We start from the raw sequence: 23,971 nt of genomic DNA, 5'->3' as shown, positions 1-23,971 counted from the left end.
AACGAAAAAAGAAATCCATTAACGAGTGCGCATATCGCATAGCTAAGAGGCAAACCGCTCAAATGCGAGTCAGTCCGCGCCTGCTGCGCAAGCAGAGGCGAAACGGCAGTTTTGCACTGGCCTTTCGCGCGCGCGGAGGCGAGCATGCGGCAAATCCCGCCTTGCCGAGCCCGACATGACCGATTCCCCAGCCAAGACCGCCTGCCGCTTCCAGTCCTTCTCCGAGCCGAGCGACCCGTCGCAGGTCGCACCGCGCGTCGCCGCCTTGCGCGTCGCCCTGGCGAAACAGGGACTCGACGGCTTCATCATCCCGCGCGCCGACGAGCACCAGGGCGAATATGTCCCCGCCCATATGGCGCGCCTCGCCTGGCTCACCGGCTTCACCGGCTCGGCCGGCAACGCCATCGTGCTCGCCGACAAGGCCGCGCTGATCGTCGACGGCCGCTACACCATCCAGTCGGCGGCGCAGACCGATACGAGCGTCGTGACGCCCACCAAGATGGAGGAGACCCCGCTCGACAAATGGGTCGAGGCCAATCTGCCAGCCGGCGGCAAGCTCGGCTACGATCCCTGGCTCCACACCGTCGATGGGGTCGCCAAGCTGGAGAAGGCCGTCTCGGCGGCAGGCGGCATGCTCGTCCCGGTAACGCCGAACCCGATCGATGCGCTCTGGAGCGACCGCCCTGCCCCGCCGACAGCTCCGGTCAAGGCGCATCCGGCCGCCTATGCCGGCGAGAGCAGTGCCGACAAGCTAGCCCGCATCCAGAAGGAGCTCGCCAAGGCCAAGGTCGATGCGCTGGTGCTCTCCGACCCGCACGCGCTGGCCTGGACCTTCAATATCCGCGGCGGCGATGTCGAGCACACGCCGCTGCCGCTCGGCTATGCGATCGTGCCGCGCGAGGGCCGCCCGACCGTCTTCCTCGCCCCGGAGAAGATCACCAACGAGGCCGGCGACGCCATCGGCGCCCTCGGCGAGATCGCCCCGCCGCAGGCGCTCGAACAGCAGCTCAAGGCGCTCGGCGCCGCCAAGGCCAAGGTCCGGCTCGATTCCAGTACCGCCGCCTCGGCGCTGGCGACGCTCATCCAGGATGCCGGCGGCACCCCGGACGCCGGCGCCGACCCGATTGCCCTGATGAAGGCGAAGAAGAACGAGGCCGAGCTGAACGGAAGCCGCCGGGCCCACCTGCGCGACGGCGCGGCCATCGTCCGCTTCCTGTCCTGGCTGGCGCGCGAGGCGCCCAAGGGGCAGCTGACCGAGATCGACGCCGTGGCGGCCCTGGAAGCCGAACGGCTGAAGACCGGCGAATTGCGCGACGTCTCCTTCACCACCATCGCCGGCGCCGGTCCGAATGCAGCTCTGCCGCATTACCGCGTCACCGAGGCGAGCAACCGCCGGATCGAGCCCGGCATCTTCCTGGTCGATTCCGGCGGGCAATACGAGGACGGCACCACCGACATCACCCGCACCATGGCGGTTGGCGAGCCGACGGCCGAGATGCGCGATCGCTACACCCGCGTGCTCAAGGGCCATCTCGCGATCTCGCGCGCGGTCTTCCCGAAAGGCACGTCGGGCGCCCAGCTCGACGCCTTCGCTCGCGCCCCACTCTGGCAGGCCGGACTCGATTTCGACCATGGCACCGGCCATGGCGTCGGCAGCTATCTCTCGGTGCATGAGGGGCCGCAGCGCCTGTCCAAGCTCGGCACCACCCCGCTCGAGCCCGGCATGATCCTCTCGAACGAGCCCGGCTACTACAAGGAAGGCGCCTACGGCATCCGCATCGAGAACCTGATCATCGTCGAGGAGCGCCAGATCCCCGGCGCCGAGCGGACCATGTACGGCTTTGAGACGGTGACCTGGTGCCCCTATGAGCAGGCGCTGATCGACCTCTCATTGCTCGACGAGGGCGAACTCGCCTGGATCAACGCCTACCACGCTCAGGTCTGGAGCAACCTCGCGCCATTGGTCGATGGCGAGGCCAAGGCCTGGCTGGAGCAGGCGTGTCTGCCGTTGTGAGATAAGGCGCGGGATCCCCTCTCCTGTAAGGAGAGGGGTAGGGGTGAGGTGTTCGGAGCGGAAACGTTGGCCTGAACCCAACCGTGCGGTCAGGCCTCGCGGCACTGGTCACAGGGCCCACCCCTCACCCTGCCCTCTCCCTCCGGGAGAGGGTTCCCCGCGCTCTTCCCTGCAGCCAGTCAGCCCCACAAATCCGTCGACAGGTACTTCAACCCGGAATCGCAGACGATGACGGCGATCGTCTTGCCCGCCTCAGCCCCACGCAGCAGCTGCAGCGCCGCCGCGACGTTCGCCCCGGCCGAAAACCCGCCGAATATCCCCTCATGGCGCGCCAGCAGCCGCGTCGTTTCGCGTGCCTCATCTCCGCTGACCTGCAGATAGCCATCGACCGGCACATCCTTCAGGAAAGCGAGATCGGCCATCGCATAGCCGCCGCCCTGGATCGGGTGATCCGGCCTTGAGACCGTCTCGCCCGCCGCGGCGGCGGCGCCGGCCGGCTCAACCACATAACAGTGGACCGCCGGGCTGCGCTCCTTCAGCGCTCTGGTCACTCCGGCATAGCTACCGCCCGAGCCGATGAAGTCGACGAAAACGTCGATCGTGCCGCCGCTCTGCTCCCAGAGCTCCGGTCCGGTCGTGCGGTAATGCGCCAGCCAGTTGCCGTCACGATGGAACTGGTCGGCGCGGAAGGCGTCGCGCTCCCTGGTGATCCGCTTGGCTTCGCGGTCGACGAGGTCGAGATCGCCGCCCGAGACCTGCCCCGGCACCGCGCCGGGCAGCTGGTCGACCAGCACCACCTCGGCCCCGAGCGCCCGCATCATCCGCGCCCGTTCCTCCGAATTGCCCTTCGACATCACCGCGATGAAGGGATAGCCCCTGATCCCGCAGACGATCGCAAGCCCCGTGCCCATATTGCCGGAGGTCAGCTCGACCACCGTCTGACCGGGCTTCAGCGAGCCGGTGCGTTCCGCCTCCTCGATGATGCCGAGCGCGGCCCGGTCCTTCTTCGAGAAGCCCGGGTTGAGATAGTCGAGCTTGGCGAGGATGGTTCCGCTGACGCCGATGTGCCGCGTCAGGCGATCAAGCCGGACGAGCGGTGTGCCGCCAATGGCATCGACGACGGAATCCATCACGGGGCGCATGCGTTCTCTCCCGGCCAGCCTCAGGCCACCATGCGCAAGGCAACCACGGTCGCGACGCCGACGGCAACCACGCCGAGCAGCGGCAGCCGCGTCGCCGCCAGCCCTGACACAAGAGCCGCGACCGTTTCCGGCCAACCGGTCGCGAGCGCGCTCGGCGCGATCACGGCGATCAGCACGGCCGGCGGGATCGCATCGAACGCAGCCTGCGCCCGCGGCGAGAGATTGAGCCGGCCGACCAGCGCCAGACCAGCGATGCGGGTGAGATAGGTCACCAGCGCCATGCCGAGGAAGGCGGCGAGATTGATCGGATCAACGGTCATTCGGCCGGGCTTTCGACAGGTTTCCCGGCGAGGTCGCCGGCAGCGATCCAGGCAGCCGCAAGGCCGCAGAGCGCGCCCGCCAGCACATGCCAGGGCGGCCCGGCGAGCTTGTAGGCCAGCGCCGAGGCAAGACCGGCCGCGGCAACAGTCCAGGCGGTCACCCGGCCCTTCCAGAACGCGGCGGTCAGCGCGATGAAAAGGGCTGTGAAGGCGAAGTCGGCGCCATAGCGCTTGGGGTCACCGAGCGCGGCGCCGATGATCGCACCCGTCGTCGAGGTCGTCAGCCAGCCAGCGACGAAGGGCACGATCATGCCGAACCAGTAGGCCGGCGTGACCGGATGGCTGCGGGCCCGCTTCTCGGCCAGCGCCCAGTTCTCGTCGGCCATATAGTAGAGCCCGCCGAAGAGCTGCGCTGTCGAGAAGCCCTTCAGCTTCGGCGCGATCGAAGCGCTCATCAGGATGTGGCGGGCATTGATCAGCGCCGTCGAGAACACCAACGCAACGATCGGCGCTGGGCTTGCCCAGAGCTCGACCGCGGCAAACTGCGCCCCGCCGGCGAAGACCAGCACGCTCATCAGGAAGACTTCGAGCGGCGACAGCCCCTTGCCGGCGGCGAGTGCGCCGAAGAGCAGGCCGATCGGCACCGCGGCGAGCGCCGCCGGCCAGATGTCGTTGAGCCCTGCACGGGCTTCTGTTTTCCAACTCATCTTCTTGTCCATCAGCCGTGATGGGCGGCGCGGAAGACGCCCGGCGTCACGCCGAGCCTCGCCTTGAAGGCGCGGGTCAGATGCGCCTGGTCGCAGAACCCGGTGGCGGCCGCGACCGCGCCGGGGGATTCGCCACGCCGCAGCCGCTCTCTGGCGCGACGGATGCGGACATCGACGAGATAGGCATGCGGCGTCAGCCCGGTCTCGCGCCGGAAGGCACGGATCAGATGATGCCGCGGCAAGCCCGAGCGTTGCGTCAGATCGGCGAGCGACAAATCCTCGTCATAGCGCTGCTCGAGCAGCGCCTTCGCCTGCGCGATCGGGCCGTGCTCGCGCCCGATCTCGCGCACCGAGAGATCGGCATGACGCGCCAGGCACCAGGCATAGGCGCGCAGCAGACCTTCTTCGCCGGCAAGCGCATCCCCGCCCTCCTCCAGCGCGCGGTGCGCCTCCGAGAACAGGGCCGAGCCTTCCGGATCCTGCACGGTCGGCTCGGGGAAGAAGGGCGTGCCGATGGTCTGGTCGCCGGTGAGCGAGATTGCGACCTCGCGCATCAACTCGATCGTCGGATAGGTCATCCGGTAGCGATAGCCGCCCTCGCTGGGGGCGCCGTCATGGACATCGAGCGGGTGGTTGAAGACGAGATCGCCGGTGCGGGCGAAGAGGGTGCGGCCGCGCGCATGCCAGAGCTCGCAACCCGACAGGATCGTGCCGACTGCATAGGTCTCGTGGGCGTGCGGCGAATAGGTATGGGTCGAGAACTTCGCCGACAGGCATTCAAGCCCGGAGAAGCGCGCCGCCGTGAACAGGCGGGCGTGCTCGCCCTCCCGGAGCGGCATCTCCTGCAATGCATCGCCTTGGCTGATCAGATCCATGCCGCAAGATAGAGCGGAAGCCAGCCTGCGTGTCTTGAAGAAAAGTGATGGCGACGATCACGCGACCGTCGCCATCTGTCAGGTGTCAGGGACGCGGGGGCTCCTTGCCGGCGACGAGCACCAGCAGCGCGCCGGCGAGCGTCGCCACTGCCATGTAGCCGATCGGGCCGAGGCCGCCGACATGGTTGACCAAGAGGCCGCCGAGTACCGCACCGCTGGCGATCGCGACGAGGAAGGCCGCCGTCACGAGGCCGCTCGCCGATTCGGCATGGTCGGCCGCGACGCGCACCATCCAGGTCTGGAAGCCGACCGGCGCAAAGCCGAAGGCGAAGCCCCAGAGCGCGACCGCAATTCCCGCCACGATCGGCGAAGCGCCGAACTGGAGCATGACAAGCGCCAGCACGCCGATCGCCAGCGCGAAGGAGACGATCGCGAGCTTGACGCCGCGCCCCGCGACGGCCCCGCCGGCGAAATTGCCGACGACATTGCCGAGACCGTAGCCGAGCAGCACGACAGTAATCGCCGTGACGCCGAGCTGCGGCGCATGCTCGAGGAAGGGCCGGATATAGGTGAAACCAGTGAACTGCCCGGAGATGATGACGAGCACCGAGATCAGCATCAGCCGAATGCTCGGTCGCGCGAGGAGGATCCCCAGCGTGCCCAGCCGCGGCGCCGTCTGCGGCGGCAGGGCTGGCATCGTCGCCAGCAGCGCCAGCAGGGCGACGCCGGCAAGCCCGGCCGAGAGCCCGAAGACCATGCGCCAGCCGATCAGGGAATCGAGATAGGCCCCGAGCGGCCCGCCACCAATGAAGGCGGCCGAGACGCCGGCCGAGATCAACGCCAGCGCCCGCGGCACGGACTGCGCCGGCACGAGCCGCAGCGTCAGCGCCGGCGCCATCGACCAGAAGCCGCCCAGCGCAAGGCCGAGCAGGAAGCGCGCCGCCAGCAGCATGACGAAGCCGTTGGCCAGCGCAGTGACCAGGCTCGACAAGGCAAGCAGCGACAGCAATGACCAGAGCACCAGCCGCCGGTCGAAGCGGCTGGTGACGATCGGCGTGAAGATCGCCGCGGCGACGCCGACCAGCGAGGTCACTGTGACGGTCTGTCCGGCGGCGCCGACGCTGATCGAGAGATCGGCGGCGATCGAGGTCAGGACGCTGGCGGGCAGGAATTCGGCGCTGACCAGCGCGAACACACCCATGGCGAGCGCGAACACCGCCGGCCAGGCGGCGTCTGTGCGTTCTGCGGGCGCGATGCCGACGAGCTCGGCATCGGCTGTGGCTGACAAGGAATCCGACATAGGTCGCTCCACGAAGATCGGACACCGGAGTTAGGCGTGACCCTGTGGAGCTTCCATGCTAGAAAACCCGGCATGCTTGACCAATCGTCCAGAAGATCGGCACCGGACCCGCTGACGGAGATGCTTCGCGGCCTACGGCTCGAAGGCGTCGACTACGCCCGTTACCAGATGACGACGCCCTGGTGCCTGCTGTTCCCGGCCCAGCCGGCCGCGCGCCTTCACTTCATGGCCGAGCAGGGTTGCTGGCTGCGCACGCCTGAGGGCGAGTGGTGCCGGCTCGAACAGGGCGATGCCGTGCTGATGCCACGCGGCGTCGAGCATGCGCTCGCCAGCGAGCCCGGCCTCTCGGTGGCACCGAACGGGCACTGCGCCTTCCAGCATTGCTGCGGCGAGATCGCAGAGGCACGCGGCGGTGGCGCGGGAGAAGGCGACAACGGCGAAGCGACCTTGTTCTTCAGCGCCAGCCTCTGCTTCAACGTCGACGCCCAGCACCCGATGCTGCGGATGATGCCAGAGCTGATGTGGGTGCATGAGATGGCGGTGGCCGAGCCGGCAATCCCGGCCTTGCTGACCACCATGGCCTGCGAACTCATGCTCGATCGCGTCGGCGCCGGCGGCATCCTGACCCGCCTCGCCGACGTCGTCGCCGCCGCCCTGATCCGCTCCTGGGTCGAGCGTGGCTGCGGCACCGCCACCGGCTGGGTCGCCGCCGCCCGCGATCCTGACATCGGCCGAGTGCTGGCCGCGATCCATCTCAACCCGAGCGAGGACTGGACGGTCGATGCGCTCGCCAAGGTGATGCATGCCTCGCGCTCCGCCTTCGCCGAGCGCTTTGCCAGCGTCGTCGGCGAGACGCCGGCGCGCTATGTCTCGCAGGTCCAGATGCACCAGGCCAGGCAATGGCTGGAGCGCGACCGGATGCGGATCTCGGCGGTGGCGCGCCGCCTCGGATATGATTCCGAAGCTTCGTTCAGCCGTGCCTTCAAGCGTGTGATCGGCAAGCCGCCCAGCCATTTCCGCAACACCGAGCCGCCGACACGCGCGACGCGGCCGATCGACGCCTCCCCTGCCGGCGGGCTTCCCGTCATTGCGAGGAGCGAAGCGACGAAGCAATCCAGGGGAGCGTAGAGCCCTGCCGCTCCTGGATTACTTCGCTTACGCTCGCAATGACGGTCATATGGCGCTGACTCGCGCTTCTTGCTGCTGGAGACCATCAGTGACCACGCCCATCCGCCAGCAATTGATCGAGCGTTTCTTCCGCTATGCCGCGGTCACCAGCCAGAGTGACATCAAGGCTACGACCCTGCCGAGCACGCCGGGTCAGCAGCACCTCGCCAAACTGCTGGCCGACGAATTGCGCGCGCTGGGCCTCGACGATGTCGAGATCGACGACCGCGCCACAGTCACGGCGCTGAAGCGCGGCACTGTGCCGGGTGCGCCCAGGATCGGCTTCATCGCCCATCTCGACACGTTCGACGCCGGCCTCTCGCCCGAGATCCACCCGCAGCTCCTGCGCTTCGAAGGCGAGGACCTCTGCCTCAACCGAGAACAGGACATCTGGTTGCGCGTCGCCGAGCATCCGCAATTGCGCGATTGGCAGGGGGCCGAGATCATCGCCAGCGACGGCACCAGCGTGCTCGGCGCCGACAACAAGGCGGCGATCACGGTGATCATGACGCTACTCGCCAATCTGCGCCCACAGGATCGCCATGGCGACATCGCCGTCGCCTTCGTCCCCGACGAGGAGATCGGCCTGCGCGGCGCCAAGGTCCTCGATCTTGCCCGCTTCCCCTGCGATTTCGCCTATACGATCGACTGCTGCGAGCTCGGCGAAGTCGTGATCGAGAATTTCAACGCCGCGAGCGCCGAGATCACCCTCACCGGCGTCAGCACCCATCCGATGTCGGCCAAGGGCGTGCTGGTGAACCCGGTCCTGATGGCCCAGGACTTCATCAGCCGCTTCGACCGCTCGCATACGCCGGAGAACACCGAAGGCCGCGAAGGCTATGTCTGGTTCAACGCCATCACCGCCAATGCCAGCGAGGCCAAGTTGGGGGCGCTGATCCGCGATTTCGACAAGCAGAGCTTCGAAGCACGCAAGCGTCGCCTCATAGAGGTTACGGCCGAGATCGCCGCGCTCTATCCGACCGGCCGGGTCGAATGCGTGGTGAGCGACACCTATGGCAACATCCATGACAGCCTCGGAGACGACCAGCGCCCCGTCGACTTGCTCTTCGGCGCTCTGGAAGCGCTGCAGATCCGCAAGAAGCAGATCCCGATGCGCGGCGGCACCGACGGCGCGGCGCTCTCGGCCCGCGGCCTGCCGACGCCGAACTTCTTCACCGGCGCCTATAATTTCCACTCGCGCTACGAATTCCTGCCGGTGCCGGCCTTCGAGAAGTCCTACGAGGTCGCGCGGATGATCTGCACGCTGGCGGCGGGGCGAGGCTAAAAAGCAGCCGTTCTCCGTCATGGTCGGGCTTGTCCCGACCATCCACGTCTTCATTCGGACAGCGCAGTGTTCAAGACGTGGATGCTCGCCACAAGGGCGAGCATGACAGCGGCCTTACCCGCCGACCAGCTCGAACCAGCCGGCCTCGTCGATCACCTTGACGCCGTGCTTGGCGGCGTCCTTGAGCTTCGAGCCGGCACCCGGCCCCGCGACCAGCAGATCGGTCTTCGACGAGACCGAACCGGCGACCTTGGCGCCGAGCCGCTCGGCCATCGCCTTGGCCTCGTCGCGGGTCATGCGCTCGAGCGCGCCGGTGAAGACGACGATCTGGCCGGCGACCGGGCTCGATGACGCAACCGCTTCGAGCGGTTGCGGCGTGACCTCGCCAAGCAGCCGGGCGAGCATCTGCTGGTTGTGTTCCTCGGCGAAGAACTGGAGCAGCGCCTCGACTACGGTCGGGCCGACGCCGTCGATCGCATCGAGCGCCGCCCGCTCCTCGCTCTCCGGATTCTCGGCGGCGAGGCACGCCGCCTCCAGGGCTTCGAACGATCCGTAATGGCGCGCCAGTAGCCGCGCATTGGTCTCGCCGATATGGCGGATGCCGAGCCCGAAGATGAAACGGTTGAGCGGCGGCTTGCGCCGGTCGTCGATCGCCTCGAACAGCTTCTTGGTGCTGGTCGCGCCGAAGCCTTCCTTGTCCTTCAGCTTCTTGAGGTTGGCCCCGTCGCGCTCAGCCAGCGTGAAGATGTCGGCCGGCTGCTTCACCGGCAGGTCTGGGTCGGTATGGAAGAACTCGATCTGCTTGTCGCCGAGCCCGTCGATGTCGAGCGCGTCGCGCGAGACGAAATGCTTCAATCGCTCGACTGCCTGCGCCTCGCAGATCAACCCACCGGTGCAGCGGCGCACCGCATCCTCCTTGCCTGAGCGCGGATTGTGCTCGCGCACCGCATCCGAGCCGCAGACCGGGCAGGTCGCCGGGAAGACGTAAGGCTGCGCGTCCGCCGGGCGCTTGGCGAGATCGACCGCCTCGACGCGCGGGATCACGTCGCCGGCGCGCTTCACCGTCACCGTGTCGCCGATGCGGATGTCGCTGCCGTCGCGGATCGGCAGCCCCTTCGAATCGAAGCCGCGGATATAGTCCTCATTGTGCAGCGTCGCATTGGTGACGACGACGCCGCCGACCGTCACCGGCTTCAGCCGCGCCACCGGCGACAGTGCTCCGGTGCGCCCGACCTGGATGTCGATCGCCTCCAGCACGGTGGTCGCGAGCTCGGCCGGGAACTTGTGCGCGATCGCCCAGCGCGGGGCGCGCGCGACGAAGCCGAGCCTCGCCTGCAGCGCGAGCTCGTCGACCTTGTAGACCACGCCGTCGATGTCGTAGCCGAGCGTCGCGCGTTGCGCCTCGATCATGCGGTAATGCGCCAGCAGCTCTTCCACGCTCTGGCAGCGCGCCATCAGCGGGTTGGTCTTAAAGCCCCAGCGCGCGAAAGCCTCGACCACGCCGAACTGGGTTGGCGCCGGCAGCTCCGGCATCTCGCCCCAGGCATAGGCGAAGAAGCGTAGCGGCCGGGAGGCCGTGATCGAGACGTCGAGCTGACGCAGCGAGCCGGCAGCGGCGTTGCGCGGATTGGCGAATTCGCGCTCCTCCTTTTCGCGCTGACGCTGGTTGATCCCCGCGAAATCGGCATGGCCGAGATAAATCTCGCCGCGCACCTCGGCGATATCAGGCACGTCCTTGCCCTTCAGCCGGTGCGGAATCTCGGAGATGGTGCGGGCGTTGGCGGTGACGTCCTCGCCCTCCTCGCCGTCGCCGCGGGTCGCGGCACTGACCAGTTCACCCTTCTCGTAGCGCAAAGACAGCGAGAGTCCGTCGATCTTCGGCTCGGCGGTGAAGGCGATCGGCTGGTCGTCCTTGCGGCCGAGGAAGGTCCTGACCCTCGTCACAAAGTCGGCGATGTCCTCGTCGGCGAAGGCATTGTTGAGCGAGAGCATCGGCACGCGATGCCGGATCTTGGCGAATTTGCCCGAGGGCTTGGCACCGACCTTGTCGGAGAGCGCCTCGGCCCCTTTGAGCTCGGGGAAGGCGTTTTCCAGCGCAGTGAGTCGGCGGAACTTCGCGTCGAAGGTCGCGTCGTCCATGATCGGCGCGCTGTCGCTGTGATAGGCGGCATTCGCGGCAGCAATCTCGGGCCCGAGCAATTCATGCTCGGCGCGCGCGGCTTCGGGCGTCAGATCTTCGACGGGTGCGGGAACAGGATCGGCCATGGCGCAGTTCTAGTTCAGGGGAAGTTTCCTGCGAAGCTCCTGTTTCACGATTTGGCTACGCCGATTTGTGGCAGGAGCAGGTCGGGTGTAGGCTTCCCTCGCTGAAATGGATGCTCGACGCCTCGCAGGTCTTGACCGGAGGATTGCGTCAGGACCGCCAAGGCGAACCGGGCCGAACCGGGAAGAACGCCATGGCCGATACCCATCTCCATCACGATCACGTGGCGGCGAATGATGCTGCACCGCCCGACGCCCTGCCCGTCAGCGAGATCGGCATCGCCGACATCAAGGATGCTCTGAGGCAGGGCTATTCCGACTTCATGGCCCAGCCGAGCCATCTGCTTTTCATCGCCCTGATCTATCCGATCGCCGGTATCCTGCTCGCGCGCCTGACGGTGAGCTACAACATCTTCCCGCTGCTGTTCCCGCTGGCCTCGGGCTTCGCCCTGCTCGGCCCCTTCGCCGCGATCGGCCTCTACGAGATCAGCCGCCGCCGCGAGCTCGGCATGGACACCTCCTGGAAGCATGCGCTCGATGTCGTGCACTCGCCCGGCATCGGCCAGATCGCACTGCTCGGCGCGCTCCTGACCGGCGCCTTCCTCACCTGGCTCTTCAGCGCCTGGATCATCTATCGCTGGCTGATGGGCGACGCGCCGCTCGATTCCTTCGAGAGCTTCGTCACGCCACTGCTGACCACGGTGAACGGCTGGACGCTGATCATCCTCGGCAATTCGCTAGGTCTGCTCTTCGCGATCGTCGTCTTCTCGATAACCGTGATTTCCTTCCCGCTGATGCTCGACCGGCATGTCGACATGGCAACGGCAGTCCGTACCTCGGTCGCGGCCGTCGAGAAGAACCCGCGGGTGATGATGTATTGGGGTCTGACGATCACAGCGTTGCTGGTGCTTGGCTCCTTGCCGGTGCTGGTCGGCCTGATCATCGTGATGCCGGTACTCGGCCACGCCAGCTGGCACTTCTACCGCAAGGTCGTGCCGCAATAGGCACTTCTCTCGCCGGACAAGCGCGGGATCCCCTCTCCCGGATGGGAGAGGGGTAGGGGTGAGGGACCGCCGCTGGTCATTGGAATGCAACGGCCCCGCTGCAGCCTCATCCGGATAAGGCAGGCCCTCATCCCTGCCCTTCTCCCACACGGGAGAAGGGTTCCCCGCGCCCATCGTCCGGCACGCGGCACCACGTTCCCGCTCAATGCTGGTCGACCGAGACCTCGCGCGTCAGCCCGCGCCTGACCAGCCCGACCGCGAGCAGGACCGGCAGCGAGGCGATCAGCCCCATCGCCGAGAGCCTGCCCCACAACGTCTCGTCCTCGTTGATCAGCGTCGCGATGAAGGCCGGCAGGGTGAATTTCGACGGCGTCTGGATGAAGAGCAGCGCGAACAGGAACTCGTTCCAACTCATGATCGCGACGAAGACCGCGGTCGCGACCAAGCCAGGCATCAGCAGCGGCACGACGATCTGGAGCAGCCGCTTCACGAAACCGGCGCCGTCGAGCATCGCCGCCTCCTCGAACGAATAGGGCACGTCTCGCACGAAGCCGAGCAGCATCCAGATCGCGAAGGGCAACGCCAGGATCTGGTTGGCGAGGATCAGGCCAAGATGCGTGTCGAGCAGACCGAGCGCCCGCAGCACCTGGTAGAGCGGGATTGCGAGCGCGATCGGCGGCGCCAGCTTGATCACCAGCACGAAGCCGAGGAAGACGACGTCGAAGCGCTTGGGCAGCTCGAAGCGCGCCAGCGCATAGGCGGCCGGCAGGCCGGCGAGCAGCGAGAGCGCGACCGTTCCGAGCGCCACCACGACGCTGTTGAGCCCGAGCCGCCACATCCCGCTGTCGAGCAGCACGCGGTAATGCGCCAGCGTCGGATCCTGTGGCCAGAGCGCGATCGAGGTCGAGACATATTCGGCCGGCGGCTTGAGCGAGGTCGCGACCATCCAGAGCAGCGGGATCAGCGAGAGTGCGCAGAGCGCAAAGGCGGCGACGATCCGGATCATCGGCCTGCCCCCTTTAGCAGCGACGCCGCATAGACGACGGCGAGCAGCCCGGCGACGACGATCATCACCACGGCGGCGGCCGAGGCCAGTCCGATGTCGAAGAAGCGGAAGCCCTGCCGGTAGACGAACATCGAGACCGTCTCGGTCGCCTGCCCCGGCCCGCCGCCGGTCATGGCATAGACCTTGTCGAACAGCTTGAAGCTGTCGACCGAGCGCAACAGCGCCGCGACGAAGAGATAGGGCGCGAGCAGCGGCAGCGTCATGTCGCGAAAGCGCCGCCACGGCCCGGCGCCGTCGACGCGGGCTGCCTCGTAGACGTCCTGCGGGATCAGGCGCAGGCCGGCGAAGATGATCAGGAAGGCGAAGGGCGCGGTCTGCCAGAGGTCGACCAGCACGATCGACCAGAGCGCAAGGTTGGGATCGAACAGCCAGGGCACACCGGGCAGGCCGACGGCACGCAGCAGGTTGTTGAGAAAGCCGAGATCGAAATGGAACCAGGCCCGCCAGATCGCGGTGACGACCATGGTCGAGAGCACGAAGGGCGCGAGCAGCAGCGTCATCACCAGCGTACGGCCGGGAAAGGCGCGATTGAGCAGCAGGGCCAGCCCCAAGCCCGCCGCGACCTCGAGCACAGTCGCAACCACGGTGAACACGACGGTGTTGGTCACCGCCTGCCGGAAGAAACGGCTGTCCCAGAGCTCCTGGAAATTCTCAAGCCCGACGAACTTGGCGTTCTCGAAGCCGTAATCGGTGGCGAACAGCGAGAGCGCCAGCGTCCGCCCGAGCGGATAGAGCGTCAGCCCGGCGAAGATCAGGAGCGCCGGCGTGAGCAGGAGCCAGGGCAGCAGGCGGCGGGAAGCGGTCATTACGTCCAGACGGAAAGCGGGCCGCCTCTTTGGGAGGCGGCCCGTGTGATGATCAGCGCGACAGCGCGCGGGCGATCTGGGCGTTGGCCTCGGTCAGCGCCTGCTTGGGCTGCAGCTGGCCGATCAGCGCGAGCTGAAGGTAGTCGCCCAGAATGGTCTCGACGCGAGCCCACTGGCTGATGCGCGGACGGGCTTGCGCGACGTTCAGCGCCTCGAGCTGCGCCGGGTACCAGCGGTACTTGGCGACAAGGTCCTTGTCGTTGAACAGCGCGGTCAGCGTCGGCGGGTTGCCGGTCTCGAGCGCGATCAGCTTCTGGTTCTCAGGGCTGGTGACGAAGCGGATGAAGTCGGCAGCCCGCGCCTTGTTCGGCGAATCGGCCGGGATGGCGAGCAGCCAGGCGCCCAGCATCGGCGCGGGCCCCTTGACCTCGCCTGGCGAGGCGACGACCTCGACCTGGCCCGCGACCTTGGAGGCGCTGCCGTCGAGCGTGCCGGCCCAGGACGACCACATCTCGACTGCGATAGCGGCACGGCCCTGCTGGATCGCATCGCGCAATTCGGTCGCGTTGTAGGTCTCGACGCCCTTCGGGGCGAGCGCCTTGAACGAGAGGAACTGGGTCAGCGCCTTCTCGGCCGCGGGGGTATCGAGCACGGCCTTGCCGTCGGCGCTCACCACGTCGCCGCCGTGCGCCCACAGCACCGGCAGGAAGGAGGTGACGATCGGGTTGCCCTTGATGCCGCGGAAGACGAGGCCGGAAACGCCCTGCTCCTTGTCCTGGATCACCTGCGCCGCCTTGACGACATCGCTCCAGGTCTTGGGCCGCTCGAAGCCGTGCTTGGCAAGCAGGTCCTTGCGATAGGCGAACATGGCGATGTTGCCGACGAAGGGCGCGGCATAGAGCTTGCCGTCATGGCGCGAGACGTCCATCGCCGACTTGACGAATTCGCCCGGCAGCCCGCCTACCGTGCCGAGATCGGTGAGCCAGCCGCGCGCCATGAACTCGGGCGCCCAGATGTCGTCGAGCATGGCGACGTCGGTCGCCGCCGTCTTCTCGCGCGCGCCGACGGCGAGGCGCTCATAGAGCGGGCCGCCGCCAAGCTCGAGCCGCTCGATCTTCACGCTTGGATTCTTGGCCTGGTAGAGCTCGACCATCTTGGCCAGCGCCGGGGCGAAGCCGGCATCGCGCCCGGCGATCACCAGCCGGTCCTGCGCGACGGCGGGCAGGCTGAGCCCGGCCAACATCAACACGGCGCCGAGCGCCTTCCCAATCGTCCTCATAGCGATCCCCCGTCCGGGTCTCTGCCCGGCCGGGCATTGTGGGAGCGGATGGCTGGCGAGTGCAACAGCTATGCGACGGTTCCGGAACAATCCCGCCATGCGTCGCGTTGCGAGAAGTGCTGCGGCCTGGTCGCACGCACCGTCAGCCGTGCAGAGGCGACGGCACCGCAACCGGAGGGGGCTCCACCATGAACAACATCATCTACATCGTCGGTCTGATCGTCGTCGTCCTGGCGATCCTGTCCTTCCTCGGCCTGCGCTGACCCAAGCCGGGTCCAGGCCCTCAACGACGCCGATTCAACTCGTCATGCTCGCCCTCGTGGCGAGCATGACGAGTTGAACACCACATTCGGCGAAGGAAGGCGTGGATGGTCGGGACAAGCCCGACCATGACGACAACGCGATTTAGCGATCGTCGCGGCGCGGCTTCTTGCTGGCGAAAGGCTTCTTGCCGGTGAAGGGTTTCTTCGTAGCAAAAGGCTTTTTCTCGCCGAAGCTCTTGCCCGCAGGCCGTGCGTCACCAGAAGCCGGACGCTCGCCACCCTGCGGCGCGCCGAATGGCTTCTTGCCGCCCTTGAACTTGCCGGCGAACGGCTTGCCGCCGTGCTCAGCCTTTTTGTCGAAGGGCCGTTCCGGCCGCAGGATCGCGGTTTCCTCATAGGCCGGCTCGCGGTCCCGCCGCGTCGGGTCATAAGGCTTGCCGCCGAATGGCTTGCCCTTGCCCTCATAGGGCTTGCGCGCCGGCGCCATCGAACGCTCATCGCGCTGGTCACGAGCCTGATAGGGCGCGCGCGGCGCATGGCTCGCCTTCTCGGCGAAGGGCTTGGCCGGGCGGCGCTCCTCTTCGCCGGTCACCGGCTCGATGATGATCTTGTCGCGATCGACCGCCTTGGCGAGTTGCGCGAAGCGCTCCGCGACCTCGGCATCGATCTCGACTTTGGTTTCCTTGTCAAAGATGCGGATCGCGCCGACCTCGTCGCGCGTGATCTTGCCGCGCCGGCACAGCATCGGCAGGAGCTGGCGCGGATCGGCGCCGTCCTTGCGGCCAATGTTTAGGCGGAACCAGACGGTATCGCCGCGCGGACCCGACCTCTCGCGGCGCTCCGGTCGCTCGGCGCCACCATGTTCGCGCGGCCTTGCGTAATCCTCGGCGCTGCGTACGGGGCGACGTTCGTCACGACCGAAGTTGGGATCGCCGACCTCTTCGGCCGCGGGCAGGCGCGAGCGATAGACACGCACCAGCGCCGCTGCGATCTCCTCCGTCGAGCGTCCCGCAAGCAGGGCCGCGACCATCGGCGCGTCGTCCTCGCTCGCCTCGCCGGAGAGCAGGGGATCGCTCAGCAGGCGCTGCTCGTCGAGCACGCGGATCTCGTCCTGCGTCGGCGGGCCGGCCCAGCTCACCTCGATCTTGGCCTCGGAGATCAGCATCTCGGCCTTGCGCCGGCGCGAGGCCGGCACCAGCAGCACGCTCGTGCCCTTGTTGCCGGCGCGCCCGGTGCGACCCGAGCGATGCTGCATCACCTCGGGATCGTTCGGCAGCTCGGCATGAATGACCAGCGTCAGGCCCGGCAGGTCGATGCCGCGCGCCGCGACGTCGGTCGCGACGCAGACGCGTGCCCTGCCGTCGCGCAAGGCCTGCAGCGCCGAATTGCGCTCGCTCTGGCTGAGTTCGCCCGAGAGCGCCACGGCCGAGAAACCGCGCTCCAGCAGGATCGCTTCGAGATGACGCACCGCGTTGCGGGTGTTGCAGAACACCAGGGCGGTCGGCGAATCGTGGAAGCGCAGCAGGTTGACGACCGCGAGCTCGGCCTCCTTCGGGAAGACGCGGATGGCACGATACTCGATATCGGCATGGCCGCGCTCGCCACCAGCGACCTCGATGCGCAGGGCATCGCGCTGATAGCTGCGCGCCAGGGCGATGATCGCCTTAGGCAGCGTTGCCGAGAACAGAAGGCTGCGGCGCTCTTCCGGTGCGGACTTCAGGATGAATTCGAGATCGTCGCGAAAGCCGAGATCGAGCATCTCGTCGGCCTCGTCGAGCACGACCGCCCGCAGGCCCGAAACGTCGAGCCGGCGGCGTTCGATATGGTCGCGCAGACGGCCGGGCGTGCCGACAACGATATGCGCACCTTCGTCGAGCAGGGCAGCTTCCCGGCGCGGGTCCATGCCGCCGACGCAGGAGATCACACGGGCGTTGGTCTGCTTGTAGAGCCAGCTGAGCTCGCGCTGGACCTGGAGGGCGAGCTCGCGCGTCGGCGCAACGATCAGCGCCAGCGGCCGTTCGGCCCGCGGCAGGGCTTCGGCCTCGCCGAGCAGGTCGGCGCCGATGGCGAGGCCATAGGCCACCGTCTTGCCGGAGCCGGTCTGCGACGAGACCAGGAGATCGCGGCCGGCGGCGGCCTCTTCCAGCACGGCGGCCTGAACGGGCGTCGGCTCATTGTAATTGCGGTCGGCGAGCGCACGCGCGAGCGGCGCACTCGTGGAAATGAAGGACATTGATGTCAGGCCTTAGGTTGCAACCGGCGGGCTGGCGGCGTGCAGATCGAGGGGCGGCGCCGGATACGGCGCACGCAGTTGCTGCCGCACATAGAGCAGATCGCGCAAAAAGGAAATGGAGCAGCCATCCCTTCCGACATGCGGAACCGGATATCGACCATGTTGCCCGGTCCATTGTCGGCTCGTTGCAGGCTCCGCCAGCTCCGCTTTCCGGCAATATTGTCTAGGGCGCGGACGCTTTAACGCTCAACTACAGTCTGCGCCGCCGCTAGGTCCGGCTTCGACTCCAGCCGATCGACAACGCACTGCGCGATCTCCTCCGCTGCCTCGTCCGGAATCGGAAACACCGAACTGACGTTGATCTCGCCAAGCACGTAGTTGTCGGTCCCATCAACGCCGCGCCCGCCAAGCATGAAGTCCGCATCCCAGATCATCGGCAGGTCGCACCGCGCGAGGTCCAGCGAAGACATCAATTGCGGTGTCCATTCGTCTTCCATCAACCGCCGCAAGCGCTGGAAGCGTGGATCGGCTTTCGAGGTGTAAAGCCGCGCTCCGGCCGCGGCGCGCGCGGCCGGAGCTTCAATGAGCGCCTTGACCTTCTGGTAGCCAAAGCCGGCACAGCGATCGCCCGCCATGTAGCAGCGCACCACGCCTTCGCTCAGACGCTCCTGGAACGGTTGATCGATGACGCAACCATCCTCGAAATACGCCTCACACCTCGTCAGAAACTCTTCCAGGGGCGTCTCCTCCGGTTCGGCCTTGGTGGCGTCCAGGATCCGCACCCTTGAGCCGCCACCTGCGTCCGCGAGCACCTCGACCTTCCAAACGCCTTGGCCGCCATTGCCCCGATTGCGCTTGATCACGCGCGCACCGGCGGCAAGCCTCGCCGGCAACTCGGCGCGCATGGCATCGACCGTTCGATAGAGAGCCGTATCACAGCCCCAGCTCATCGTGCGGGTACGATGAAGCACCTCCTTGGTGCCCATCTTGAGGATCACGTCGGGATGGGCGCTCACCCAGATGCCGCGCTCCGCGACTTCGCGAAGGAGTGCGTCAAGCTTGGCGCGGTTGCGCCCCTCGTGAAGCGGATTGACCCAGACAAGCACGCCATCGAGCCGGGCGAGCTGTGATCGCACGGCGTCGAGAACATCGTCCTCGTAAACCACCGGCTCCGCATCGACGCCGAGATTGGCAAGCGCCGCGAAAACATCCTTGAAACGGCTGGCTTGTGGAGTAGCGCCGCGGCGTTCGGTTTCATCACCGCGCCAGAGGATAGCGATACGGCCGAGGCGAGCTGTACGCTCGGATACAGAAAACGGCTCCGCGTTCATCATCGTGCTCCGTCCGCGTGATCATGCGGATCGCGAGCAGGACTTGGACGGGAACCGTCTTTGCAACGCCGGGAGCCTGCGATACCCCGACGAGCGATTCATAAATGCGATATGCCACGCGATCAAGGACAGGACCCGTCGAAGCCAACCACCGGCCTTGGGTCCGTTGTCGGGCGTGAGAGCTGCGTGGTCTAAGAGCGTACTAAAGAGAGAAGCGAGTAGGCATGGGCGAGACTTGGCGGCGGTTCGGCTCCTACGATGTGCTCACCTTGCATGATGGCGTCTTCGAGGCGCCGCTCGACGTCCTGATCCATGCGAGCGGCCAGGCCGCTCGTGACGAATCGGTCTCGCGCTGGGGCAAGCCGAAGGTCAGCATCCCGGTCAATTGCTTCGCCTTGAAGCACGCCGACGGGATCACGCTCGTCGATGCCGGCACGGGTCCGTCCTGGGGCGAGGCGATGGGCCATGCGCCCGCCGCCATGGCGAGCGCGGGAATTGCCCCCGAGCAGGTCGAGCGCGTCTTGATCACGCATCTGCACGGCGACCATGCGCTCGGCCTTTTCGACGGTGATCGCGCCCGTTTCCTCAAGGCCGAGATCATCGTGCCGGAGGCCGATTTCGGCTTCTTCGGAAACGAGGCCAATCGCGCGCAGACGCCGCAGAACAGGCAGGGCGGCTTTGCCGTCGCGACGGCGGTGAAGAAACACTATGGCGACCGCATCCGTCCCGTCGCAGCCGGCCCCGTGCGGTCCGGTATCGCGCTGATCCCGCTCCCTGGCCACACCGTCGGCCATAGCGGTTATCTGATCGAAGGCGAGGAAAGTCTCCTGCTCTGGGGCGATGCGCTGCATCTGTCCGATCTGCAGGCCTCGGATCCGGATGTCGGTCTGGTCTATGATTTCGACGCCGCCACCGCCGTCGCATCCCGCCGCGCCATCCTCGAACGCGCCGCGCGCGACGGCTGGGTCGTGTCCGGCGGCCATGTCGACGGCTTCAGGCGCGTGATCGAGAACGGCTCGGAGTACGAACTGATCCCGGCCTGATCGGCCTCAGCCGCGCAGCCCAGCCGCATCGAGCAGCTTGCCGGCCGCCGCCCGCGCCTCCTCGGTGATCGAGGCGCCGGCGAGCATGCGGGCGATCTCCTCGCGCCGGCTGCCAGCCTCCAGCTGCGAGACGCGGGTGACGGTGCGCTCGTCGGCGCCCTCCCCGCCATGGGCCGACTTTGCGATCAGGAAATGCTGCCCGGCCTTGGCGGCAACCTGCGGCGCATGCGTCACCGATACGACCTGCACGCGCGCCGCGAGCCGCGCCAGCCGCTCGCCGATCGCATCCGCCACTGCGCCGCCGACGCCGGTGTCGATCTCGTCGAAGACGAGCGTCGGGGCCGAGCCACGCTCGGCCAGCACGACCTTAAGCGCCAGCATGAAGCGCGAGAGCTCGCCACCCGAGGCGACCTTCATCATCGGCCCCGGCCGCGTGCCGGGATTGGTCTCGACCCAGAATTCGACGCGGTCGAAACCCTCCGGCCCGCGCGCGTCGGGATCGCTGTCGATCTGCGTGATGAAGCGGGCGCGCTCCAGCTTGAGCGGCGGCAATTCCGCCTTGACCGCGGCGTCGAGCGCCGAGGCCGCCCGGATTCGCCCGGCAGAAAGCGTGGTTGCCAGCGCGACATAGGCCGCCTCGGCTTCGGCAAGCTCGGCCTCCAGGCGTTTCAGCGAGCCTTCGCTCTCATCGAGCGCGGCGAGATCGGCCGCCATGGTTTCGGCGAGCGCCGGCAGCGCATCGACCGGCACGTCGAATTTTCGGGCCGCTGCGCGCAGCGCGAACAGCCGTTCCTCGACGCGCTCCAGCACGCGCGGATCGAATTCGGCGGCGCGCACCGCAGCCTGCAGGGTCTCGCCCGCCTCCTCCAGCGCGACCACTGCCGTGGTCAGCGCCGCGATCGAGGGGTCGACCAATTCTGGCGCCTGGGCGGCACGTCGTTCCAGCCGGCGCAGCACACCCGACAGGGCGGAAACCGGCGAAGCCGTGCCGCCGACCGCCTCATAGGCTTCAATGATATCGCGGGCGACCTTCTCGGCTGCCATCATGCCCTGGCGCTGGCTCGCGAGAGCCTCTTCCTCGCCCGGCCCGGGGGCGAGCTTGCCGAGTTCGGCCACGGCATGGCGCAGGAAGTCCGCTTCCTTGCGCGCGGTCTCGACCCTCATGCGCTGGCTCTGCAGGGCCTGGCGCGCCTTCTTCAAGGTCTCGCTGGCACGGGCGACTTCTGCCGCCTGCTCGGCGAGCTCGCCGAAGCCGTCGAGGATGGTGCGGTGCTGGGCCGGATCGGTCAGGGCCCGGTCATCATGCTGGCCATGGATCTCGACCAGCGCCGCGCCGATCATGCGCAGGATCTGGACGCTGACCGGCTGATCATTGACGAAGGCGCGGGTGCGGCCATCGGCATATTGCACGCGCCGCAGGATCAGGTCGCCGTCGGTGTCGATCTCCTGCGCCTGCGCGAGTGCACGCGCAGGATGCGACATCGGCAGGTCGAAGACGGCGCTGACCTGGCCCTGACTTTCGCCATGACGCACCAGCCCGCCATCGCCGCGGGAGCCGAGCGCGAGCGCGAATCCATCGAGCAGGATCGATTTGCCGGCGCCGGTCTCGCCGGTGAGCACGCTGAGCCCGTCCTCGAAGCCCAGGTCGAGCCGGTCGATCAGTACGATGTCGCGGATCGAGAGCTGAGCGAGCATGCAACTCAGCTCCCTTGTGCCGGCAGGAGATGGCCTCGCCGGGGCACCAGCAGACCGACTTAGAGGCGGCCGAGACCAGTTATCCCGACGACGGCGCGCGTGAAGCCGTTGAAGGCCCGGCTGATATAGGAGCCGCGATCCTCGCGTGGCTGCAGGCCGCCGCTCTCCAGGAGCGTATAGGCGTCCTTGTACCAGGGGCTGTCCGGGAAGTTGTGCCCGAGCACCGCAGCGGCGGTCTGCGCCTCGTTGGTGATGCCGAGCGCCATATAGGCCTCGGTCAGGCGCATCAGCGCCTCTTCGACATGGCGCGTGGTCTGGTACTTGGTGATGACGTCGCGGAAGCGGCCGACGGCGCCGGTGTAGTTGCGCTTCTCGAGATAGAAGCGACCGACATTCATTTCCTTGCCGGCGAGCTGATCGCGCGCGACCAGCATCTTCTCGCGCACGTCGATGACGTATTCCGACTTCGGATAGCGGTCGAGCAGCTCCTGCATCGCGCGCAGCGCCAGGTCGGTACGCTCCTGGTCACGCGTCGCGTCCGGGATCTGGTTGTAATAGGACATCGCCAGGATGTACTGCGCGTAGGCCGCGTCCGGGCTTGCCGGGTTCTGCGCCAGGAAGCGCTTCGAGGCGGTGATCGCGTCGTCGTACTTGGCCGCCTCGTAATTCGCATAAGCGGCCATGATCAGGCCTCTCTTCGAATAGGGCGAGAACGGCGCCTGCTTGTCGATTTCGTCGAACTTCTTGTTCGCGCCTTCGGTGTCGCCGTTCTGGAGACGGGCGAGACCCTCATTGTAGAGCTTGTCGGCGGGGACCTCCGCCACCACTTCAGGCTTGTAAACCTCGGGACGGTCGAAGGGGTTGAGCGCGCTCATCGTGTCGCAGCCGCCGAGCGCAGCCGCGAGGGCGAAAGCCAGCGCCAGGCGCTTGCCGCCGCTGGTCGATTCGCCGGGATTGAATGTCTTCAGCCGCATGACGCTCACTTCATCCGTCCTTGTGACGCCCCTTCGACAAGAGCGCGCGAATTGGCTTTAGCTCAGAAGCAGCCTTTTCGCCAAGCGTGACGGGCGCTTCATGCAGTGCGATCGCCGTTTCCTACAGGAAACGGGCGAATGCAAGGCGTGGCGTCGCGTAATACCCTGCTCAGTGCAGATCGGGTGCGAGCGCGGCAGGCATCGGGCCAGCCGCCATCTGCACGGCGTGGTGTCCGTAGACCGGCTGAGCCTCGACGATCGCGTAGTTGGCGCGGTCGGCGAACAGGGCCTCGAGGATCCGGACATTCATGCGGTGACCACCGCAATAGGAGCGGAACTCGCCGAGGATCGGATAACCGGCCAGAGCCAAGTCGCCAACGGCGTCGAGGACCTTGTGGCGCACGAACTCGTCAGCGTAGCGCAGGCCTTCCGGGTTGATCACCTTGTCGTCGCCGATCGCGACGGTGTTGTCGAGCGAGGCGCCAAGCGCGAAGCCGGCTTTCCAGAGCTGCTCGACATCGCGCATGAACCCGAAGGTGCGGGCGCGGGAAATCTCGCGGGCATAGGCCTCGGGATCGAGATCGAAGATCTTGCGCTGGCGGCCGATGGCCGGGGTGTCGAAGTCGATCTCGACGTCGAGGCGGAAACCGTTCTCGGACGGAGCGAGCTCGGCGAAGGCGCGGCCGTGCTCGATGCGCACCGGGCGCAGAACCTTGAGATAGCGACGGGTCGCGCCGAGCGCGACGAGGCCGGTCGCCTCGATGGCTGCGACGAACTCCGCGGCGCTGCCGTCCATGATCGGCATTTCCGGGCCGTCGATCTCGATCAGCACGTTGTCGAGGCCGAGACCGGCGCAGGCCGACATCAAGTGCTCGATCGTGGCGACGGAGCCCGACGCCTGATCGCCGATCACCGTGCACAGCTCGGTGGCGCTGACCTTGTTGTGGCGGGCGTGGATGAGCTGCTCATGGCCACCTTCGAGGCCCTTGCGCAGGAAGACGACGCCGGAATTGGCAGTGGAAGGCCGCAGCGTGAGGCAGGCGGGAGCCCCGGAGTGAACGCCGATGCCTTGCAGGGTCACGGGCGAGCGTAGGGTCGTCTGCCGTTCAGCCATCATACTCGATATCCGTCTCAAACGCGCAAATCACGGGGGCGGCGCCTTGCGGCGCAACCTGTTCGATGATTGACGCGGTTCCCTGAATTGC

20 protein-coding genes are annotated in these 23,971 nt (G+C 67.2%); 6 read left to right on the top strand and 14 right to left on the bottom strand.

Features of this window, described 5'->3' with window-relative positions; translation table 11 throughout:
* Positions 1–175 precede the first annotated feature (175 nt).
* Positions 176–2,014 (top strand): aminopeptidase P family protein, encoded by a 1,839-nt coding sequence (locus BLM15_RS01470; RefSeq protein ID WP_126109706.1) that lies wholly within the window; start codon positions 176–178, stop codon positions 2,012–2,014.
* A 179-nt stretch (positions 2,015–2,193) separates the two neighbouring features.
* On the opposite strand, the gene BLM15_RS01465 is transcribed toward BLM15_RS01470, so the two are convergent.
* The 5 genes from BLM15_RS01465 to BLM15_RS01445 all read right to left on the bottom strand — a co-directional run bounded on the left by BLM15_RS01465 (position 2,194) and on the right by BLM15_RS01445 (position 6,358).
* A complete protein-coding gene (locus tag BLM15_RS01465; protein ID WP_126109704.1) occupies positions 2,194–3,156 on the bottom strand; it encodes a PLP-dependent cysteine synthase family protein in 963 nt (320 codons plus the stop codon).
* Between the two features lie 20 nt (positions 3,157–3,176).
* Complete coding sequence (locus BLM15_RS01460) at positions 3,177–3,476, bottom strand: AzlD family protein (protein ID WP_126109702.1); 300 nt, start codon at positions 3,474–3,476, stop codon at positions 3,177–3,179.
* Positions 3,473–4,183, bottom strand: a complete 711-nt coding sequence (locus BLM15_RS01455; protein ID WP_126109700.1) for an AzlC family ABC transporter permease — start codon at positions 4,181–4,183, stop codon at positions 3,473–3,475. Before BLM15_RS01455 ends, BLM15_RS01460 begins: the two co-directional genes overlap by 4 nt.
* An 11-nt stretch (positions 4,184–4,194) precedes the next feature.
* The gene (locus BLM15_RS01450) at positions 4,195–5,058 is read right to left on the bottom strand and encodes an AraC family transcriptional regulator (protein ID WP_126109698.1); all 864 of its coding nucleotides are present in this window, start codon (positions 5,056–5,058) and stop codon (positions 4,195–4,197) included.
* A gap of 85 nt (positions 5,059–5,143) precedes the next feature.
* Positions 5,144–6,358 carry an MFS transporter gene (locus BLM15_RS01445; RefSeq protein WP_126109696.1) on the bottom strand — a complete coding sequence of 405 codons (1,215 nt, stop codon included), beginning with the start codon at positions 6,356–6,358 and terminating at the stop codon, positions 5,144–5,146.
* A 72-nt stretch (positions 6,359–6,430) separates the two neighbouring features.
* Here BLM15_RS01445 and BLM15_RS01440 point away from each other — a divergent pair, with 72 nt between their 5' ends.
* A complete protein-coding gene (locus tag BLM15_RS01440) occupies positions 6,431–7,486 on the top strand; it encodes an AraC family transcriptional regulator (RefSeq protein WP_126109694.1) in 1,056 nt (351 codons plus the stop codon).
* An 88-nt stretch (positions 7,487–7,574) separates the two neighbouring features.
* Positions 7,575–8,810 carry a peptidase T gene (gene pepT / locus BLM15_RS01435; protein WP_236846481.1) on the top strand — a complete coding sequence of 412 codons (1,236 nt, stop codon included), beginning with the start codon at positions 7,575–7,577 and terminating at the stop codon, positions 8,808–8,810.
* A 114-nt stretch (positions 8,811–8,924) separates the two neighbouring features.
* Here the strand turns inward: pepT and ligA are convergent, their stop codons facing one another.
* On the bottom strand, positions 8,925–11,075 hold the full coding sequence (gene ligA / locus BLM15_RS01430) for an NAD-dependent DNA ligase LigA (RefSeq protein WP_126109690.1): 2,151 nt from the start codon (positions 11,073–11,075) through the stop codon (positions 8,925–8,927).
* 191 nt (positions 11,076–11,266) lie between these two features.
* Here ligA and BLM15_RS01425 point away from each other — a divergent pair, with 191 nt between their 5' ends.
* The gene (locus BLM15_RS01425; RefSeq protein WP_126109689.1) at positions 11,267–12,076 is read left to right on the top strand and encodes a DUF2189 domain-containing protein; all 810 of its coding nucleotides are present in this window, start codon (positions 11,267–11,269) and stop codon (positions 12,074–12,076) included.
* Positions 12,077–12,278: 202 nt separating this feature from the next.
* On the opposite strand, the gene BLM15_RS01420 is transcribed toward BLM15_RS01425, so the two are convergent.
* From BLM15_RS01420 to BLM15_RS01410, 3 genes are read right to left on the bottom strand one after another with little or no spacing between them, the layout of a single operon-like run.
* A complete protein-coding gene (locus BLM15_RS01420) occupies positions 12,279–13,082 on the bottom strand; it encodes a carbohydrate ABC transporter permease (protein WP_126109687.1) in 804 nt (267 codons plus the stop codon).
* Positions 13,079–13,948 carry a carbohydrate ABC transporter permease gene (locus BLM15_RS01415; RefSeq protein ID WP_126109685.1) on the bottom strand — a complete coding sequence of 290 codons (870 nt, stop codon included), beginning with the start codon at positions 13,946–13,948 and terminating at the stop codon, positions 13,079–13,081. Before BLM15_RS01415 ends, BLM15_RS01420 begins: the two co-directional genes overlap by 4 nt.
* 52 nt (positions 13,949–14,000) lie before the next feature.
* Positions 14,001–15,227 (bottom strand): extracellular solute-binding protein, encoded by a 1,227-nt coding sequence (locus BLM15_RS01410; protein WP_164547351.1) that lies wholly within the window; start codon positions 15,225–15,227, stop codon positions 14,001–14,003.
* Positions 15,228–15,343: 116 nt separating this feature from the next.
* Here BLM15_RS01410 and BLM15_RS31215 point away from each other — a divergent pair, with 116 nt between their 5' ends.
* On the top strand, positions 15,344–15,490 hold the full coding sequence (locus BLM15_RS31215) for a hypothetical protein (protein ID WP_164547337.1): 147 nt from the start codon (positions 15,344–15,346) through the stop codon (positions 15,488–15,490).
* Between the two features lie 142 nt (positions 15,491–15,632).
* Here BLM15_RS31215 and BLM15_RS01405 read toward each other — a convergent pair whose 3' ends face one another.
* Positions 15,633–17,723: a DEAD/DEAH box helicase gene (locus BLM15_RS01405; RefSeq protein WP_126109681.1), complete on the bottom strand. Its 2,091-nt coding sequence runs from the start codon at positions 17,721–17,723 to the stop codon at positions 15,633–15,635.
* A gap of 239 nt (positions 17,724–17,962) precedes the next feature.
* Positions 17,963–19,054, bottom strand: coding sequence for a Cj0069 family protein (locus BLM15_RS01400; RefSeq protein ID WP_126116005.1), 1,092 nt, complete (start codon positions 19,052–19,054; stop codon positions 17,963–17,965).
* A 224-nt stretch (positions 19,055–19,278) separates the two neighbouring features.
* Between BLM15_RS01400 and aidB the strand changes: the two genes are divergently transcribed.
* Complete coding sequence (gene aidB / locus BLM15_RS01395; RefSeq protein ID WP_126109678.1) at positions 19,279–20,097, top strand: AidB family quorum-quenching N-acyl homoserine lactonase; 819 nt, start codon at positions 19,279–19,281, stop codon at positions 20,095–20,097.
* Between the two features lie 6 nt (positions 20,098–20,103).
* On the opposite strand, the gene recN is transcribed toward aidB, so the two are convergent.
* From recN to lpxC, 3 genes are all read right to left on the bottom strand, one after another.
* Entirely contained in the window at positions 20,104–21,792 is a 1,689-nt protein-coding gene (recN, locus tag BLM15_RS01390) for a DNA repair protein RecN (protein ID WP_126109676.1), read from the bottom strand.
* 59 nt (positions 21,793–21,851) lie between these two features.
* On the bottom strand, positions 21,852–22,766 hold the full coding sequence (locus tag BLM15_RS01385; protein WP_126109674.1) for an outer membrane protein assembly factor BamD: 915 nt from the start codon (positions 22,764–22,766) through the stop codon (positions 21,852–21,854).
* A gap of 169 nt (positions 22,767–22,935) precedes the next feature.
* Positions 22,936–23,883: a UDP-3-O-acyl-N-acetylglucosamine deacetylase gene (gene lpxC / locus BLM15_RS01380; protein WP_126109672.1), complete on the bottom strand. Its 948-nt coding sequence runs from the start codon at positions 23,881–23,883 to the stop codon at positions 22,936–22,938.
* Positions 23,884–23,971: the final 88 nt, after the last annotated feature.

Origin of the sequence: Bosea sp. Tri-49 (assembly GCF_003952665.1) — a bacterium.
Taxonomy (GTDB): Bacteria; Pseudomonadota; Alphaproteobacteria; order Rhizobiales; family Beijerinckiaceae; genus Allobosea.
This window is presented reverse-complemented; position numbering and strand designations above follow the sequence as displayed.

Excerpts from the sequence above, each read along its gene's own strand:
- recN (WP_126109676.1), bottom strand. The coding sequence starts at position 21,792 with ATGCTCGCTCAGCTCTCGATCCGCGACATCGTACTGATCGACCGGCTC.
- aidB (WP_126109678.1), top strand. The coding sequence starts at position 19,279 with ATGGGCGAGACTTGGCGGCGGTTCGGCTCCTACGATGTGCTCACCTTG.
- BLM15_RS01470 (WP_126109706.1), top strand. The coding sequence starts at position 176 with ATGACCGATTCCCCAGCCAAGACCGCCTGCCGCTTCCAGTCCTTCTCC.
- BLM15_RS01425 (WP_126109689.1), top strand. The coding sequence starts at position 11,267 with ATGGCCGATACCCATCTCCATCACGATCACGTGGCGGCGAATGATGCT.
- BLM15_RS01405 (WP_126109681.1), bottom strand. The coding sequence starts at position 17,723 with ATGTCCTTCATTTCCACGAGTGCGCCGCTCGCGCGTGCGCTCGCCGAC.
- BLM15_RS01415 (WP_126109685.1), bottom strand. The coding sequence starts at position 13,948 with ATGACCGCTTCCCGCCGCCTGCTGCCCTGGCTCCTGCTCACGCCGGCG.
- BLM15_RS01455 (WP_126109700.1), bottom strand. The coding sequence starts at position 4,183 with ATGAGTTGGAAAACAGAAGCCCGTGCAGGGCTCAACGACATCTGGCCG.
- BLM15_RS01440 (WP_126109694.1), top strand. The coding sequence starts at position 6,431 with ATGCTTGACCAATCGTCCAGAAGATCGGCACCGGACCCGCTGACGGAG.
- BLM15_RS01460 (WP_126109702.1), bottom strand. The coding sequence starts at position 3,476 with ATGACCGTTGATCCGATCAATCTCGCCGCCTTCCTCGGCATGGCGCTG.
- BLM15_RS01410 (WP_164547351.1), bottom strand. The coding sequence starts at position 15,227 with ATGAGGACGATTGGGAAGGCGCTCGGCGCCGTGTTGATGTTGGCCGGG.
- BLM15_RS01420 (WP_126109687.1), bottom strand. The coding sequence starts at position 13,082 with ATGATCCGGATCGTCGCCGCCTTTGCGCTCTGCGCACTCTCGCTGATC.
- ligA (WP_126109690.1), bottom strand. The coding sequence starts at position 11,075 with ATGGCCGATCCTGTTCCCGCACCCGTCGAAGATCTGACGCCCGAAGCC.
- BLM15_RS01450 (WP_126109698.1), bottom strand. The coding sequence starts at position 5,058 with ATGGATCTGATCAGCCAAGGCGATGCATTGCAGGAGATGCCGCTCCGG.
- BLM15_RS01385 (WP_126109674.1), bottom strand. The coding sequence starts at position 22,766 with ATGCGGCTGAAGACATTCAATCCCGGCGAATCGACCAGCGGCGGCAAG.
- BLM15_RS01465 (WP_126109704.1), bottom strand. The coding sequence starts at position 3,156 with ATGCGCCCCGTGATGGATTCCGTCGTCGATGCCATTGGCGGCACACCG.
- BLM15_RS01400 (WP_126116005.1), bottom strand. The coding sequence starts at position 19,054 with ATGAACGCGGAGCCGTTTTCTGTATCCGAGCGTACAGCTCGCCTCGGC.
- lpxC (WP_126109672.1), bottom strand. The coding sequence starts at position 23,883 with ATGATGGCTGAACGGCAGACGACCCTACGCTCGCCCGTGACCCTGCAA.
- BLM15_RS01445 (WP_126109696.1), bottom strand. The coding sequence starts at position 6,358 with ATGTCGGATTCCTTGTCAGCCACAGCCGATGCCGAGCTCGTCGGCATC.